Annotated in this window: 17 protein-coding genes; 5 read left to right on the forward strand and 12 right to left on the reverse strand. The window is 37.2% G+C overall.

Features of this window, described 5'->3' with window-relative positions; all coding sequences use genetic code 11:
- Nucleotides 1-4 precede the first annotated feature (4 nt).
- The 7 genes from BJL90_RS00835 to BJL90_RS00865 all read right to left on the reverse strand — a co-directional run bounded on the left by BJL90_RS00835 (nucleotide 5) and on the right by BJL90_RS00865 (nucleotide 7,432).
- Entirely contained in the window at nucleotides 5-1,480 is a 1,476-nt protein-coding gene (locus BJL90_RS00835; RefSeq protein WP_081562156.1) for an MFS transporter, read from the reverse strand.
- A 29-nt stretch (nucleotides 1,481-1,509) separates the two neighbouring features.
- The gene (locus tag BJL90_RS00840) at nucleotides 1,510-2,718 is read right to left on the reverse strand and encodes a 6-phosphofructokinase (protein WP_070963464.1); all 1,209 of its coding nucleotides are present in this window, start codon (nucleotides 2,716-2,718) and stop codon (nucleotides 1,510-1,512) included.
- Between the two features lie 83 nt (nucleotides 2,719-2,801).
- Entirely contained in the window at nucleotides 2,802-3,440 is a 639-nt protein-coding gene (gene dhaL / locus BJL90_RS00845; protein ID WP_070963465.1) for a dihydroxyacetone kinase subunit DhaL, read from the reverse strand.
- A 5-nt stretch (nucleotides 3,441-3,445) separates the two neighbouring features.
- Nucleotides 3,446-4,450: a dihydroxyacetone kinase subunit DhaK gene (locus BJL90_RS00850; protein ID WP_070963467.1), complete on the reverse strand. Its 1,005-nt coding sequence runs from the start codon at nucleotides 4,448-4,450 to the stop codon at nucleotides 3,446-3,448.
- A 1-nt stretch (nucleotide 4,451) separates the two neighbouring features.
- Nucleotides 4,452-4,913, reverse strand: a complete 462-nt coding sequence (gene rpiB / locus BJL90_RS00855) for a ribose 5-phosphate isomerase B (RefSeq protein WP_070963469.1) — start codon at nucleotides 4,911-4,913, stop codon at nucleotides 4,452-4,454.
- A 12-nt stretch (nucleotides 4,914-4,925) separates the two neighbouring features.
- On the reverse strand, nucleotides 4,926-6,011 hold the full coding sequence (locus BJL90_RS00860) for an alcohol dehydrogenase catalytic domain-containing protein (RefSeq protein ID WP_070963471.1): 1,086 nt from the start codon (nucleotides 6,009-6,011) through the stop codon (nucleotides 4,926-4,928).
- Between the two features lie 29 nt (nucleotides 6,012-6,040).
- Complete coding sequence (locus tag BJL90_RS00865) at nucleotides 6,041-7,432, reverse strand: ABC transporter substrate-binding protein (RefSeq protein ID WP_081562157.1); 1,392 nt, start codon at nucleotides 7,430-7,432, stop codon at nucleotides 6,041-6,043.
- A 282-nt stretch (nucleotides 7,433-7,714) separates the two neighbouring features.
- Here BJL90_RS00865 and BJL90_RS00870 point away from each other — a divergent pair, with 282 nt between their 5' ends.
- The 3 genes from BJL90_RS00870 to BJL90_RS00880 are packed head-to-tail and all read left to right on the forward strand — an operon-like array spanning nucleotide 7,715 to nucleotide 11,218.
- Nucleotides 7,715-9,256, forward strand: a complete 1,542-nt coding sequence (locus tag BJL90_RS00870) for a response regulator transcription factor (RefSeq protein ID WP_070963473.1) — start codon at nucleotides 7,715-7,717, stop codon at nucleotides 9,254-9,256.
- Nucleotides 9,257-9,276: 20 nt separating this feature from the next.
- Nucleotides 9,277-11,004: a sensor histidine kinase gene (locus tag BJL90_RS00875; RefSeq protein ID WP_070963474.1), complete on the forward strand. Its 1,728-nt coding sequence runs from the start codon at nucleotides 9,277-9,279 to the stop codon at nucleotides 11,002-11,004.
- A gap of 34 nt (nucleotides 11,005-11,038) precedes the next feature.
- The gene (locus BJL90_RS00880; protein WP_070963476.1) at nucleotides 11,039-11,218 is read left to right on the forward strand and encodes a hypothetical protein; all 180 of its coding nucleotides are present in this window, start codon (nucleotides 11,039-11,041) and stop codon (nucleotides 11,216-11,218) included.
- Nucleotides 11,219-11,396: 178 nt separating this feature from the next.
- Here BJL90_RS00880 and BJL90_RS00885 read toward each other — a convergent pair whose 3' ends face one another.
- Both BJL90_RS00885 and BJL90_RS00890 read right to left on the reverse strand, forming a co-directional pair.
- Nucleotides 11,397-12,386: a DUF7973 family transport facilitator gene (locus BJL90_RS00885; RefSeq protein WP_070963477.1), complete on the reverse strand. Its 990-nt coding sequence runs from the start codon at nucleotides 12,384-12,386 to the stop codon at nucleotides 11,397-11,399.
- A 45-nt stretch (nucleotides 12,387-12,431) separates the two neighbouring features.
- The gene (locus BJL90_RS00890; protein WP_070963479.1) at nucleotides 12,432-13,208 is read right to left on the reverse strand and encodes a glucose 1-dehydrogenase; all 777 of its coding nucleotides are present in this window, start codon (nucleotides 13,206-13,208) and stop codon (nucleotides 12,432-12,434) included.
- A 467-nt stretch (nucleotides 13,209-13,675) separates the two neighbouring features.
- Between BJL90_RS00890 and BJL90_RS22490 the strand changes: the two genes are divergently transcribed.
- Together BJL90_RS22490 and BJL90_RS21295 are read left to right on the forward strand one after the other, a co-directional pair.
- On the forward strand, nucleotides 13,676-13,825 hold the full coding sequence (locus BJL90_RS22490; RefSeq protein ID WP_156778680.1) for a hypothetical protein: 150 nt from the start codon (nucleotides 13,676-13,678) through the stop codon (nucleotides 13,823-13,825).
- Nucleotides 13,826-13,904: 79 nt separating this feature from the next.
- Entirely contained in the window at nucleotides 13,905-14,051 is a 147-nt protein-coding gene (locus BJL90_RS21295; protein ID WP_081562159.1) for a manganese catalase family protein, read from the forward strand.
- A 313-nt stretch (nucleotides 14,052-14,364) separates the two neighbouring features.
- Here the strand turns inward: BJL90_RS21295 and BJL90_RS00895 are convergent, their stop codons facing one another.
- From BJL90_RS00895 to BJL90_RS00905, 3 genes are all read right to left on the reverse strand, one after another.
- Nucleotides 14,365-14,727 carry a DUF2512 family protein gene (locus BJL90_RS00895; protein WP_070972873.1) on the reverse strand — a complete coding sequence of 121 codons (363 nt, stop codon included), beginning with the start codon at nucleotides 14,725-14,727 and terminating at the stop codon, nucleotides 14,365-14,367.
- Between the two features lie 30 nt (nucleotides 14,728-14,757).
- Nucleotides 14,758-15,270: a DUF3231 family protein gene (locus BJL90_RS00900; RefSeq protein ID WP_070963480.1), complete on the reverse strand. Its 513-nt coding sequence runs from the start codon at nucleotides 15,268-15,270 to the stop codon at nucleotides 14,758-14,760.
- 692 nt (nucleotides 15,271-15,962) lie between these two features.
- Nucleotides 15,963-16,508: a histidine phosphatase family protein gene (locus BJL90_RS00905; RefSeq protein WP_070963481.1), complete on the reverse strand. Its 546-nt coding sequence runs from the start codon at nucleotides 16,506-16,508 to the stop codon at nucleotides 15,963-15,965.
- Nucleotides 16,509-16,624: the final 116 nt, after the last annotated feature.

The raw sequence follows: 16,624 nt of genomic DNA on the forward strand, positions 1-16,624 counted from the left end.
AGAATTATTCACCTCCAAGTTTGTTTCTATTATTACTTTTATTTCTTTCTTCTATTTCAGCAACAATTTTGTTAAATGTTTTTCTGTCTAATTTATAAAAGAAGAACAATATAGCAGCCAACAAGCAAAGTATAGCTGGAAGAATAAACATCATAAAATTGATTGCCGTAAGAACGTTTTCCGCTTGTTCTACGTTTGCAGTATAACCCGCTGCCCCAAGAACAAGACCTACGCCTGCTGTTCCGATTGCCATGCCAAATTTTTGTGCAAATGATGCCAGTGCATAGATGAATCCATCCATTCGAATGCCCGTTTTCCATTCACCGTATTCCGCCGTATCAGGAATAATGGAGAATGTAAGTACCATAACAAATCCGTTCACAAAACCTGAAATTGCCGTTATAACCCAAAACAAAACGGGATAGGACGTAACAGGAATAAAATACGTAATAAACAAGAGTGTTGCAAAGATTGCAAGAACGATTCTATATAACTTGGCTTTATCACCGACTTTGACCTGTATTTTATCCACAAAAAGTGTACTGATTCCTGTGATACCTGTGAACAGGAGGGCATAAATCCCTAATAAACCGTCGTTACCTGCATAATATCGGAAATAATATGCATATACAGCCGCCCGCCCATACATCATAAAGCCTGTAACAACAATGCCTGCCAGTACGATTAAAAGAGGCGGATTTTTGGTCGCAGCTTTAATTAACTCCTTCATTTTAACTTTCTTTTGTGTTTCCGGCGGTTTAACAACTTCTTTACATTTTATGCCGCAGATGAGATACAATGGAATGGACAATGCTCCCAGAATCATGGTTGTATAAAGCCAGCCGTTTACTTCGCTTCCTTTACCTAAAAACGATACCATAGGTATAACGGCAACAGTTACAATAGCATTTGTACCAAAAGAGAAGAACAGTCGTACTCCTGAAAGAGATGCTCTTTCGTCTGTATCCGGTGTCATAACTGCATTCAATGCGCCCCACGGGATGTTAACAACAGTGTAAGAAAAGACCAAAATACAGTACGTAACCGCCATATAAACGATTCGTCCATTTAACGACCATTGAGGATGTGCCCAAAACGTAAACACATACAAGATTGCCAAAGGTACCGTTCCAAAAATAATCCATGGCTTGTATTTTCCGATTCTTGTTTCAGTGTTATCGGATAAAAAACCGATTACAGGATCGTTAAAGGCATCCCAAATTCTCGAAACCAGCATTAATATTCCAACTGCCGCAGCTGGTACAAGCATGACATCGGTATAAAATAAGATTAAAAAGTTGACAATAACCGCCCAAATACAATTATTCGCCATATCTCCCAATCCATAGGCAATCTTATCCGCCATTGGAAGTTTACCACCTACATAATTCGCTTTGTTAATCCTATCAATCCATCCAACTTCCTTCTCTTTCCTCAATACGCCCTCACTATGAATAGCCATTGACTCTTCTTTTGACATATTCTTTCCACCTCTCTATTTGTTATTATCTATAACTCCAAAAATACGGGTATTCCATTTTCGTAATCTACCTGTACTTCACCTGCAATAAGGGGCTTTACATAGGCAATAAAATCATCTGTGATATTACATATGTCATAAATCCAAGTCGCTGGAAAAAATTTTTCTTTGTTACAAACATTCTCCACGTCTACCGAAACTGTTTTAATTTCATAATCCGACTCCTTCTCCCTTACAAATGCTACCATTTTGCCAGTTTCACCTTGAAGGGCATAAGTAACTGCATTTTTTCCTGCCATAACGGCTTCATCAATGTCCGTTTTAGAGGCACATGTAGAGGCACAACGCTGTAATACGTTTAATTCAATACTACGGACTTTTACAGTTAATTTGTTTTTCACTTCATTTTCCAATACTTTTCCACATCCACCCAGGCTCTTGTGTCCAAAATTGTCAAGAGATAATGCTTGACCTGTTTCACATACATAGGTTCCATCTGCAAATTTAATTCCTTCTGAAACGGCAACTATCACTGTTTTATTTAGCTTTAATCTATCTTTTAAGGATTCAATAAAACCTTCCATATCAAAGGGAGTTTCCGGTAAATAAACCATCAATTCACATCTATCTTTTGTATCAAGAGCCAAAGCGCTTGCCGCTGTAAGCCAACCCGTATGCCTACCCATAATTTCAACGATTGTAACTGACTCCATATCATAGACTTTAGAATCCAACATAATCTCCTTAACGGATGTGGCAATAAATTTAGCTGCCGATCCGTATCCTGGTGTATGATCCGTTAGATATAAGTCGTTGTCAATTGTTTTTGGAATACCTATGATTTTAATATTAAAGCCGATTTCTTTGGCATAAGCGCTTAGTTTACTGACGGTATCCATGGAGTCGTTGCCGCCAATATAAAAGAAATATCCGATTTCATATTCCTTGAAAATTTCGAATATATTCTGATATGTTTCATCCCAAATTTCTGGTAGTTTAAATCTACATGAGCCAAGAAAAGATGCTGGTGTATGTTTCAGCCTGTCAAAATTTTTGGTTTCATATACATCTTTTAAATCAAGAATATTACCCTTCAACAAGCCTTCGATACCGTTTTTCATGCCGTATACCCTATGGATCTGTTCCTGCTCCATCGCTTCTTTTATTACGCCGTAAAGACTAGCATTGATGACGGCAGTGGGACCACCCGACTGGCCGATAATTGCATTTTTAAACATTAAGATAACCTCCAAGCACCTGTTTTTGAATAAAAAAGACAATTTTGCATTTTGTCTAATTATATAAGATTGCCCCAGTCATTTTATGCCATATTTTCTTTCATGGAATCCGCCATGCTGCAAAGCATCAGGCAACATGATGTTGCACCTGCGTCCAGAACACCTCTGGAACGTTCCCCCAATCTTGCAGCTCTGCCGATTTTAGCAACCAAATCTTTGGTGCTGTCTCTACCTCTTTCCGCCGCCTGTTTCAAAATATCCAATGCTTCCTCAAAGCTTTCCCCTTCGTCAATGGCTTGTTTGAAAGCTTCCATTGCTGGAATCAACGTATCCAGCAACGTCTTGTCTCCTACTTTGGCGTTTCCAATGGACTGAATTGCCGTAATCGCCTGATTTAACATTTCATAGAAAATTTCTGCGTCAATCTCGTCTTTGCCTTTACTTGCTTCCGCCATTTCCATAAAGAATGTACCATAAAGAGGTCCCATGGAGCCTCCAATTTCAGAAAACAAGATTTCACCCAATGTGTTTAGGGCTTCAGATATATTCATTTCCATACCCTGCGTTCTTTCCCGACAAAGCATAAAACCTTTATTCATGTTAATACCGTGGTCGCCGTCACCGATTGCACCGTCGACTTCACTTAAATATTCTGTATTCTCATGTATTGTATCAATTAAGCTATTTAGAACAATCATTCCATTTTTAGAATCAAATCTCATGCCAATCACTCCTTGAATTGTTTTAAACCCATTGTATTGACTTCTTCATCAATCAGTTCTTTTAATTCATCGTCCAACTTCATCATCGTTAATGTTGCACCCATCATTTCAAGAGATGTAAAATAATTTCCAACATAAGAACGATACACCCTAATGTTGTTTTCCTTCAATATATTCTCTATGTCATCATATAGAATATAAAGCTCCATGACGGGAGTTGCACCCAGTCCGGACAGAACAACCACTACTTCATCCTCATAGCCAAAAGGTAAATCAGGGATAATGGTATCGCACATAATTTTGGCCATTTCCTTTGCCGTTTTTAACTCGCTTACAAATATGCCAGGCTCGCCGTGGTGTCCGATACCTACTTCCATTTTGCCTTTCTCAATTTCAAAATTAGGTTTGCCTACTGCAGGAATCGTGCATGGCGTTAAGCCAATACCTACACTTCTGGTGTTATCAATTGCTTTTTGTGCCGCCGCAATAACTTCATCAAGATCTCCGCCTTTGGCCGCCTTTGCACCGCCCACTTTCCACATCAATATTTCCCCAGCAACCCCTCTTCTTTTCTCGACTTCATCTTTTGGAGAAGAAGCCACGTCGTCATTTGCCACAACAGTTTTAACAGTGATACCGTCCTTTTGTGCCATTTTAATTGCTATTTTCACATTCATATTATCACCGGCGTAATTGCCGTATAAGCAAGCAACACCTTCCCCGCTATCTGCTTCTTTAAATGCGTCATAAAACGCTTTTGCCGTTGGTGAAGAAAATATTTCACCTACCGCTGCCGCATCTACCATGTTTTTGCCTACATAACCGATAAATGCGGGTTTATGTCCTGAACCTCCGCCTGTTACAACACCGACTTTGCCTTTCACCGGTGCATTTTTATATTTGATAACTCTGCTGTTTTCTGTCGTAGTTACCAAATCATTATGGGTTTTGACAAATCCTTTTAACATATCTTCTACAACCATATCAGGATCATTGATGATTCTTTGCATACTAAATCGCCTCCTTCTTCATCTCTTTTTGCTCGTAATAACCAATTTTTTCTACTTTTTCTGTTGATGCACCACCTGTAAATTCGCTGTCAAGCCAAATGTCAATTAATGTTTTCGCCAATTCGGAAGCAATTACTCTTGCCCCCATGCACATCACTTGCGCATTGTTGGATTTTCTTGCTCTTTCAGTTGAGAAGGGGTCATGACAAACAGCTGAACGTATACCAGGCACTTTATTTGCCGTAATGTTCATGCCGATTCCAGTACCACAAATGAGAACGCCTCTTTCGTTTTTACTTTCGACAATGCTTTTACTTACCGCGTAAGCGATATCTGGATAGAGAACGGGGTTTACGTCGTGAACCCCAAAATCCTCAACTTCATGTCCTTTTGAAACCAAATAATTCTTTATAACCTCTTTGAAACTGTAAGCCGCTTCATCACAGCCAATTGCTATCTTCATATGAAATCCCCCTTACATATTTGGTACAATAATTACTTTTTTAGCGTTATCTACACCGGTGTCCGCCAGCTTAAAGGCTTCCTCCCACTGTTCCAACGAGAATTTATGGGTTACAACACCTTCTGTCGGCAGGCTTCCGTCGGCAATCCATTCAATAACCTGCTCATAACAATAGGGACTTAAATGGGCTCCTAAAACATCAAGCTCTTTTCTATCGCTGATAATGCTCCAATCCACTGTTACCAAATCCTTGAATACACTGAATTCAACAAAACGTCCCATTTTACGAATCATTTCCAAGCCTTGTTGTACGCTGGAATGATGCCCCGTTGCTTCAATGTAAATGTCGCAACCGTAGCCATCAGTCATATCTAGAATCGTTTGCAATGCATCTTGTTTGCCTGGATTGATCACAACATCTGCACCGTATTTTTTTGCCAGTTTCAAACGTTCGTCCTTCATATCCAAAACCACCAGACATTTTGGATTTCTTAATTTCAATGCTCCAATCATACCTAAACCCAGTGTTCCACAACCTGACAAAACAACAACGTCTTCGCAGGTGGGATTAGCTCTGTCCACGCAATGTTTTGAACAAGCATAAGGTTCAATTAAAATTGCTTTTTCTATGGGAATGTCCTTAGGAACATGGTAGTTTAACGCTTCTTTAGGAAATTTCATGTATTCGGCCATGCCACCGTTTACATTGTATTGAAATCCATATACGTCATGTTTTTGACACATCCAATATCTTCCTGTTTTGCAAAATTTACATTCGCCACAAGGGACAATTTGTTCAGAAATAACCCTGTCGCCAATTTTGAAATCGCCTTTGACATTTTCACCCATTTCTACAATTTCACCTATGAATTCATGTCCTGGAATCATAGGTGCTTTTATATAAGGGGGATTGCCTTCCCCCCCCCAGAAACTGACTGCACCGTGGTAGGATTTCAGATCTCCTGCACAAATGCCACAAGCTTCGACCTTGATTACGATTTCTCCTTTCCCTGCCCGAGGAACATCCACTTCCGACAATTTAAAATTCCCTGGTTCATATGCCACCAGTGCTTTCATTTTTTTGGGTAGATTTGACATAAAAATGACCTCCTAAACTTTTATATTTTTCATTTAACTTTAACTTCGTTAAGAGCTTTATCCATTTCCTCTTTTAGAACATCCATGCCTTCTTGTGTGCTTTTATATTTAGAAGCAACCAAATCTTGTATTGTTCCTGCCCACAAATCCGTTGTCTCTGTAAAGTAGGGCTGGGGCATAAACTGTATAGATGCATGTTCAATGGTCTGATTGAAGGTCTCGATGTAATTGTCGGATTGTGCAATCATATCCGTATATTTAGGATTGTTAAAAACCGATTGCCTTGGCGTATTCACACCGTTTACTTCCAATGCTGACCAAAGTTGATGTTCTTTATTTGTAAAATATTGCATAAAGAGCCATGATGCGTTTTTTTCTTTTGACTGCTTATTCATTGCCAGATTCCAAATCCATAAATTTGATTTATTTTCTGCCCCTTCATAGGGAAGAGGTGCTGTTACCCATGCGATATTACCTGCTTCCTTGGAATAACCTTTTACATTTTGAAAATAGCCTACTGCATCGGCATCGTATAACATCGCCGCTCGCCCTGCACCAAAATCTGCGCTGGCCTGATACCATGTGTAACTTTGCCACGAAGGCGATGCCCCCTTTTTGATGATTTCCACCCATTTATCAGTTGCTTCGACAGCTTCGGGACTGTTAACAACGGATATAAGCTTATCGTCTGCCAATTCAAAATCCTTTGCACCGTATGCTACATAGGTTGACATATAACCGGGATGGACAGAAGTCCAGGAGCGTATGCCTCGCAGCGCCAAAGCGTACGTTCCTTTTCCGTCAAATTCGTGCAAATCTTTACTAAGCTGTAATAGATCATTGATTGTTTTTGGCGGTTTCAACCCTCTTTCAGCAAAGATCCTTTTATTGTAGGCCAATACATATTGCTCAAAACCCATGGGTACTGCCAAAATTGAACCTTTGCCCATACGATGACCCAGAGATGAGTTCCATTTCAACGAATCAAGGATATTTGGATAAAAATCATCTATATCATAAGATGAATCCGTTAAATTTAAATCGTTGATAAATTCGTCTAATTCCTGTACATAATTGTTAGGCACATATTCCCAAAGCTGATACACACCGGTCATATAAACATCTGGAGGATTCTGACTTTCAAAGGATAAAGACAATTTATTGAAGTAATTATCCTCTGGACTCAATATATAATCCACTGTGATACCAGTCTTTTCTTCAAAGTCTGGCAATTTTTTTATAATTGCGTCTGTGTAGGGATGTTGCGTTAAAAAGACGCTGATTGTTTTGCCCTCTTCACTCTTCCAGTTGAATTCTGCCTTGGTTCCATCTTGATCTGTTGGGGAACAACCTGTGACGTATAAGAGCAATGGTAAAACCATAACCGCAATGATTTTTCGTATTTTCAGCATTTTCTTCATTTTAATTCCTCCAATTACTGTGTTGTAACTATTTTCCACGAAAAAGAACTTGTAGAAAATATAGCATCATTTTGGGCAAAATTTTTATCTTGCTTGCTTTTTATTTGTGAACTTCTTATAATTATTATAGATTCTCTGCGTCCTTGATAAAATAAATAGAATTATAAAAAAATGTATTATCTTTTAATTTGCAAAAAATATACAAATGAATAATTGTAATATTTTTTTATTTTGTATATTATTTTTTTATAATAAAATTCTTCAATGAAGGATGTGAGCGCTATGATTAAAGTTTTAATTGCAGATGACGAAATTTTAGTTCGTATTGGATTAAAATCCACAATTGATTGGGAAACAGAAGGATATGAACTGGTGGGTGAAGCACAAAACGGTCAGGAGGCAGTTGCGTTGTTTGAGCAATATGACCCTGATATTTTAATGACAGACATCAAAATGCCTGTCATGGACGGCATTGAATTAATTAAGACCTTAAAGGAGCGGAAGCCTGATTTAAAATGTATCATCCTTTCCCATTATAATGATTTTGAATATGCACAAGAGGCTTTAAATTCTGGCGCAAACCGCTATATCTTAAAGTCTGATCTGAAGGCTGAAAACCTTTTGATTACCCTAAAAAAAGTATCAGCTGAGCTGGATCAAAAAGGAAGGGGCAATATCCGTCCCAAAAGTCAGATCGATACAACGGAATTTTTTGACGATCTTATGTATAACAATGATCTGAAACGATATGGTTCTCTTTTTTTAGGAAAATATTATGTAATGGCTATAGGCAGCATAAAAAAACAGCCTGTGGACTTAAATCGTGATATAGTTTCCGCTATCGAAAACGTTGCCTTTCAATTAAAAAGAAGTAATTCAATTAATTACATTAGCAAAATTATAAGCAATAAAATCTATTATTTATTTCACTATCAGAAAGAGAATTCAAATACGGATGATTTGCAATCAAAAAAAATTATTTCTTATTTAACTCTTTTAAGGAAGAATATACGGCAATATTTGGATTTGAATATTATGTTTGCCGTTAGCCGTGAAGGTAATTCATTTGACAACGTTAGCACATTATATTATGAAGCGATCCGGGCGTCACAGGACTGCTTTTTTGACGGCGAAACCATCGTTGTTTACCATACAGCAATGGATAGTCCCCCGCCGCTATGCCCAAAATTGGATTTTAAGATGCTCAAAAATTATATAACATTATCCGATAAGAAAAGCATGAATGCCTATATCAACAGCTTTTTTAACCAGCTTTTCCATATTCGGATCAAGGAATATGTTGAGGAGCGGTTTATCGATTTTTTAAGCTTTGCCAAGGTAATTATGAATCAGTTGGGCATACCTCAAATAGAAACGTTATTAGATGAGAAATTGAATTATACCAGTTTTAGTAGACTGTATACGTTTAACAATGTACGTAGTTATGTACTATCTCTTTACGAAACAATCATCGACCGTTACACCGGCGATTCTTCAGAAAAATACTCTTATGTGATGCGTAAAAGCATACAATACATCAAGGAAAACTATGCCCAAAACTTAACATTAAGCTCTATAGCCGCCCATGTAGAAATCAGCAACAGCTATTTAAGTCTTCTGTTTAAGCAAGAGACAGGCGTAAATTTAATTACATATATCACTAATTACCGTATTGAAAAAGCAAAGGAACTGCTTTTGACTTCCAATTGCAAAATATATGAAATTGCTCAAATGGTTGGCTTTGAAAATTCATATTATTTTAGCAAAGTTTTTAAAGAAATAACAGGTATGACCTGTAAACAATATAAAAACAGAATGGAGTAAGTTTTACGGAGGGCGATGAAATGAATCGGTTTACAATCAAAACTAAGCTTTTTCTTTCCAATTGCATATTAGCGATTCTTTCTGTACTTGTGATTTGGCTTGTAGTTAGCAATGTCTATATACAGCTTTTACAGGACAAGCAAATCAATTATGTAAAAAATCTTTCAGAATCCTCTAAACAGCAAATTGATTTTTTATTGCAATTAACTCGGAATACTGGTTCCTATTTGGGTTCTAACGCAGAGTTTCTTAATATACTGACAAGCAATGACGACATGGATAAAGAAACGGATTTAAACGAAATATTAAAGTCGGCTGTTATGCTTCAGGACTATATCAATTCTATTTTTGTATTCGACGCCAACGGTCATTTTTATACAAGCGATTTTTCCGTAAATGAAAACCATTTAAAAAAAATTGCCGAGCAATATTCCTTATCGAAGAACAATAATGCCCGCAACGACCGCTTTGAATTTATACGCAACGCCGCCTACCGCAAAAGCATTATACTAGATACGATTTTGTATCTCCAGCCTGTGTTTGATAGAAATACGGAAGATATGTTGGGGTTAATTATGATTGAGATTGACTCAAGCACAATTAATCAACTACTTACAGTTTTTTCTATACAAAATGATGAAAAATTACTTCTCGTTGATGCAGAACAAAATGTGATTGTCAATTTTCCGTACAACTCTAATTTAAGCGATATCCCAAAGAGTTATCCTCAATTGATGGAGGAGAGAAATGTTTCTATTGAAGGAAGTATCTTTGGCGAGCAAAATTTTATTGTTTCAACCTCCATCGGTTACACCGATTGGAAATTAATCCGCGCCATTCCCTTTGACCATATTTATGAAGAAATCGATGCTCTAAATCTTTATATCTGGATTGCCGCTATCATATTATTTTTTATCTGCATCATTATTTCATCGGTTTTATCCTCTACTTTTATCGCCCCCATCAAAAAATTGCGCGACAAAATCTTGATGGTAGAAAAGGGCGATTTAAAAGTACGTTCAGAAGTATCAACAAACGATGAACTGGGTCAATTAAGCAATTCATTCGATCGGATGGTTGTCCGTTTGGATAGGTTGATTACGGATCGGATTAATGATGAAAAGAAAAAGGCCGAAATGAACTTACAAATACTACAAGCTCAAATCAACCCTCATTTTTTATACAATACACTCGACACCATTAAGTGGATGGCCAATATACAAAATGTTCCCAGCGTGGCAAACTCCATCATTTATTTAATCAATCTGTTGAAATATAATATTAATGTCAAAGAGACAGACGTCTTGTTGGAAGAAGAAATTGACAATATTATTAATTATGTCAACCTACAAAAATTAAGCATGGGTGACACCTTTGAAGTTGAAATATCCGTTTCTGATGATTTACGACAATGCCGTATCCTCAAATTTATATTGCAGCCTATTGTTGAGAACGCTATTTTCCACGGTTTCGATGAAACAAAAGATGAATTCATCATACAAATTAAAGCTATCACGGAGAAGGATTGTTTGATCATTGATGTGATCGATAATGGTGTTGGTATGCAGGAAGACACTGTAAATAGTATCCTTGAAAAAGACTACAAAGCAAAATTCAGCGGAATCGGCATCAAAAACATTGACGAAAGAATCAAGCTATATTTCGGCGAACAGTATGGTCTGAAATTTCACAGCACGCTAGGGAAAAACACTACCGTAACGCTGACTATGCCACTGATTGAGAATTAATCGCAGCTTCTGGATATTTTATAAAGGTGAGCAAATGATTAAGTGCTATGGATATTATTCAAACAAAGCAAAAGACTTAAGGAAAAAGGAAGAAGAAATGCAAAAATACGATGATCGTAATGATACTAACGAAATGGATACAGAAATTATTAAACTTATGTTTTCAAATATGAAAAGAAAGAAAATGGGCAAGGCTAGCCCAAAGAGTATATAACGTGGACCCGCTCTCCTGCCCCAAATGTTCTGGTAATTAGTCAATTGGGATAATTAAAACAAATTTATCATCACTTCATCTAATATATTTTTACATATTTTGTTCATTTTTGTATTATAAAGGTTATTTGACTTACCCAAAATATAATATTATATTTTAGAAGATAAAAAGCAAATTCTTATTTAGTAAAAAAGGTCATTAAGTTTAAAAATTGAGGTTTAAATAATAGATTGATAATGAAAGTGCCTATAGCAATGCCCACTGCAGGTGGATCAATATGGGTAGTTCCATGATTGAAAAACATCCTAGCCCCCAACTCCTGTAGAAATGCTCCTAAAATCCCAGCTAAACCAGCCATAACAATAGAATCGGTGTATAAATAGCCAAGTGCCCCCAAGATGGCTACACAATGGAATACAGGTACTTTTTGGAGTGGCCCTGTTCCCAGCATAAGTGGTATTAAAGCAAAAATGGCAATAGCCCATGGTATAATCAATGGTACAGTAGCGGCAGCCCCAGCACTTATTATTCCACCTTCAGCCAATGGATTCACCTGCTGCTGTAATCCCCACGCAATACCACCTGACATTAAACCAATAGATAATCCCAGTAGTATACGAAAGGGTATTGGTGCCTGCCATCCAGCCCAGGAAATCCTATAGTTATTTGTTCCTAAATAGCCATGTTCGTCTATAGATTCCCTACGACCCCATGGCGCTTCTTTTTGGAAAAATAGACGTGCTAGTATATTGGTACCCACCACACTTACCGCCAACATATCCGACTGATTCAATACCGGGATGGCAGCAGCTACATTTAATAAAATGTGCCCCAATAGGGCAAAGATGCCTCCAACCAGCAATACATCCCAAGAGGTGTCCAATAGAGGGGACAATATATCCTTCGCTGATCCACTGGGGTGCTTTTTTATATAGGCAGCATAACAGGCGGCGGCAATAGGTGCAGCAAAACTACCGGTATGAGGTCCAAATATAGGACCCACTCCAACCTGTAGCAGTATAAAATCAGCCCCTCCCCCTAAGACGATTAAACTGCCAAAGATAATGATTAATGCACAAATAATAACCGCCCATAGGGTTCCCATCGCTGCCCCGAAAATACCACCTGCTAAAACCAATAACAGTGTATTGATACTCCATGGTTCCATGATTTTTTCGCCTCCTTTTTTTACATTGAATACATTAGTCCTGCTCTAACTCATTACAACACCACCATCGATCATGACAGATTGCCCAGTCATATAATCCGCATCACTGGATGCCACATAGGCTACAAAACAGGCTGCATCTTCAGGTGTCTGTACCCGACCCAATGTAATAAGCTTGGTGTATTCCTTCAATACTTCTCCTTTTGCCATCCCTAAATAGGGCCCCATCTTTGCATCAATTAAATCCCACATATCTGTTCCTACAATCCCTGGACAATAGGCATTTACTTGAATACCATGGGGTCCAAGTTCCTTCGCCAATGCCTGGGTAAATCCCCGCACAGCAAACTTAGAAGCACTGTAGGCAGCCAGCAAATTAAAACCAGAGTGGGCAGCAATACTGGCACAGTTAATGATCTTACCACTTTTTTGTTTCATCATCTGCTTCGCTGCAGCTGTATCACATAGAAAAACCCCTCTGCAGTTTACCGCAAAAATTTTATCCCATTCCTCTGGTGTCATTTCTACACTAAATTTGACACTGGCTATTCCTGCGTTTGCCACCATAATATCCAATTTCCCATACGCTTTTACTGTTTGATTCACTATACCATCCACATCTACTGGATTACTGACATCTCCCACAATTGCCGTGGTTTTTTGTCCTAACTGCTGAATCTCTTCCTTCACTTTATATAAATTTTCTTTGTTAATATCATTTATTACAACAGTAGCTCCCTCTTGCGCCAATCTTAAAGCAATCGCTCTACCGATTCCACGTCCTGCACCTGTTACAATCGCAATCTTTTCCTTCAATCTCATTAAAAATTACCTCCTTAAAATTATATTGATACTCACCATAACCTCATATTCCAATGGATCCTGGTACCTAAATCATTTATCACCCTCCCCTTAAATAGTAGTAAGCCATAAAATATTGTTTTATCTCTTTCTGTCTCCTTAAAAAATGTAAAAGCTTTTGGGATCCCTATTTAAATGTACAGCAATTAGTATGCCAAATCTTCAAAATTGTCCTAAAATTCATACATGAATGTTTTTTTTGAACAAAGCCTACATAAAAATATTATTTAATTAAGATTAAATTCTTTTTACGAAAAATTATTATTAGCTTGTCCATGTTCGTTATTCTAACAATCAGTTTTTAAAATCCATGTTAAACAGCGATTTCCTAATATACAGAGGAAAATCGTCCTATCTTCTAACATCGCTCGATATCAGGACACTCTAAAAAATTTCTTCTGCACATTATAAATGCGTAGAAGGTGATTTTGAGAGAATGGTTATTGAGTCAGCTTAAATTATATGGAATAGAAGATGTGAAGGATGTATTTTATGCTGGGGTAGATTCATCTCAGAACCTTTATGTATCTAGAAGAAATGTTAAGCAAGAAACAGATGGGAAGTATGGGATCGAGTAGAACAAGCATTTTTATAGTCTTAGCATAGAAAAGTCAATTTATAAAGATGCTATAGCAGGTGTGTTACAGCTGTTTAAATATGATAAAAAAATTATTTCGAGAAGTAAAGGTTGAAGGGCCTAACCTCCAATATGCTACATTACTACAGGAACAATTTGGGGGAGCTGACGGAGAACCTAAAGCCAGTCTACAATACTTATCCCAGAAATTTCGGAGTGACTCCTGATTCAAAGCTTTATTTTGATTTATCTTCACCAGGTAGACACTTTACATCTCCGAACCCTGTACCACCAAGCTTTAACGATCCTAACTACGCAACTGACTCTAATTAAATAAACTAGATGTTAATTCCAATAGAATCTGTCCACCTTATAACTTAAGCCTTGAACTTTTAGTTCCAAAGCTTTTTCTTGTTTATCATTTTTAATTACTATAAAAAAGTAATACCACTAATGAATGATATCCTTATGCTATTTAAACTATAGGCCATCCTAACACAATGATAAAGGAAGATTTGACATCTTCCTTTATCATTGCTTTTACCTTTCCTTTGGTGCCACTTTGTCATCACATTGTAGACACATATGAAAAAAGAATTTTACTACCACTACAATGATTGCAAATCCTATCAGTATACCCCAAATAGTATTAAAATTTACTGTAAATAATACTATTATATAGGCAACCAGCGCTGCCATCACACCATCGCCAATAGAAGCGATGACATTCCCTAGGTTTGGTAATACCACTAAGTCTCCTAGTATATAGTTTAATGCTGTACCTATTACTGCTACAGTTGCTACCCATATGAATGGGTTGCCATCCATAAAGCCTAGGGTTAACCATGCAGCAACAAAAGTCATAAGCAACTTAACCAATAGAGCTGTTGTTGTATTACTCATTTTTTTCAATTTCTTTATATGGCTCTCCTACTATCCGCGATTCCTTGGGTTGTGTAATGGTGGAGGAATTAACCATCCTTTTTCCTTTAATAGCTTTAGAAGCATACCTCCATATTGAGCTTTTTGGGCATGGAATTGAGCAAACATCATCCCAATATCTTCCCTAGTAATAGATCCCATCATTGTACTACAGGATATTAGACCAGCTGAAATAAGCTGAGCGGTAGCATTGGCAATTTCAGGATCCATCATTCTAGCTCCTGGAGGAATATCTTCAATATTTGCCACAGGACGTTCTGGAGGTGCTGGTGGTAATCCAACACCATTAGCCTTTAATAATTCTTCTAACTGTTGAATCTCTTGCTTCTTTACATTATTGATGTAATCTTGTAAAAATTTCTTTAAATCTTCATCACCTGCATGATTAGCCGCTACCTGACTTGCTGCCAGACCTGATTGTGCAGCCATTAAGTAGCTCCAAGCGCCAAATACTTCACCATAATGCATGGGCTCATGCTTTTGATTGCCATCTAAAATACCCATATTGCTTCCTCCCTTTGCTTTTATTTTACAAAGCTGTATTTTAATTATTTTCTCTCCTAGATAGTATTACTCTAACAATTATCTATTATGTAATAGACTGTTGACAAATAATTAGCTTAACTGTTGATTTATTTAGACCTTTTATCCTTTATTTCACCATTTATTGTTTATCAATGAAGCGTCCTTCCTCTGGCTTAGCAATTTCATTAAAGTGGTTAACCAGCATTTCTAAGTGTCGCGTTAATTCTTCACCCTTCAAATAGGAACCATAGGGACGTTTTGTTTAGGAACCATAGGGACGTTTTGTTTGCCACTAGTATTACTTAATTTTATCTAGTATACCTCTTCCTATTTTTAGTACCCTTGATAATTGTCTATTGCTTGCACCGGCTGACTCTTTTATGCTTTTAAGCATGTTACCTCTAACCTCTATATCTAAAGTATACAGTATGGATATATCTACTCATAAAGATATTGTTTTTTCTAATTCTTCATCAGTATATCTCTTTCTAGGATTGTGCTCTAGTCACTTATCCTCACTCTCTTCTGTCATATACTCTATAAAACCTTGTATATCCTTGAAATCTCTAATGTAATTGTAGAGTTAATCAATGCGTCTTTGAAAACTCTATTCTGATTCACTTTTTTGGATTCGTGTATAACAAACTCTGATTGTCCATATATCTCTTAAACTACCTAGACAAATTTGCTAAATCTAACAAGGATAATTTACTAATAATTTCATAACCGTTTCCCTGCCCTCTCGGTTTAACAATTACTGTTCCCATGTTTGGTATTGGACCCAAGCCAATCCCTTCTGGAAAACTGTGGGCAATAATAACCTTACTGCTTCCCTGTGGCGGTTTGATTTCTAACTTTGCCTTAAGGGTATCTAATATCCTTTTTTGTTCAGCATTAGATAAATTTCCACTCAACCTATAAGTTTCAAACCAAAACGGATCAACCTGCACGCTTGGCCACCCAAAAGCCAATTGTGCTGTTTCTATGGTTCTACAAAAGGGACTGGCTATGACGGGATAACTAATAGGAATTTGCAAACTGCGGAGAATTTCTCCATAGTAAACCGCCTGTCTTCTTCCCCTATCTGAAAGATTTCTTTGAGTAAAACAGTACCAAAAATTTAAATAAGGTTGATCTATTCCAACGGTTGCTTCTCCATGCCTAGCATACAGTACATGCCCGCCCTCCCTAAGTAAATCCAGTAACGATTCATTCAATCTAACCAATCCTTTCACATACATTTTACAAGATTACTAATACTGTATGATTTTAACCTTAAATTGTTAATCTCTATTTTCTTCAACTAATAATTAAAATAAAAAAACAAACGGAA

The sequence above is a fragment of the Clostridium formicaceticum genome (assembly GCF_001854185.1).
Lineage (GTDB): Bacteria > Bacillota > Clostridia > Peptostreptococcales > Natronincolaceae > Andreesenella > Andreesenella formicacetica.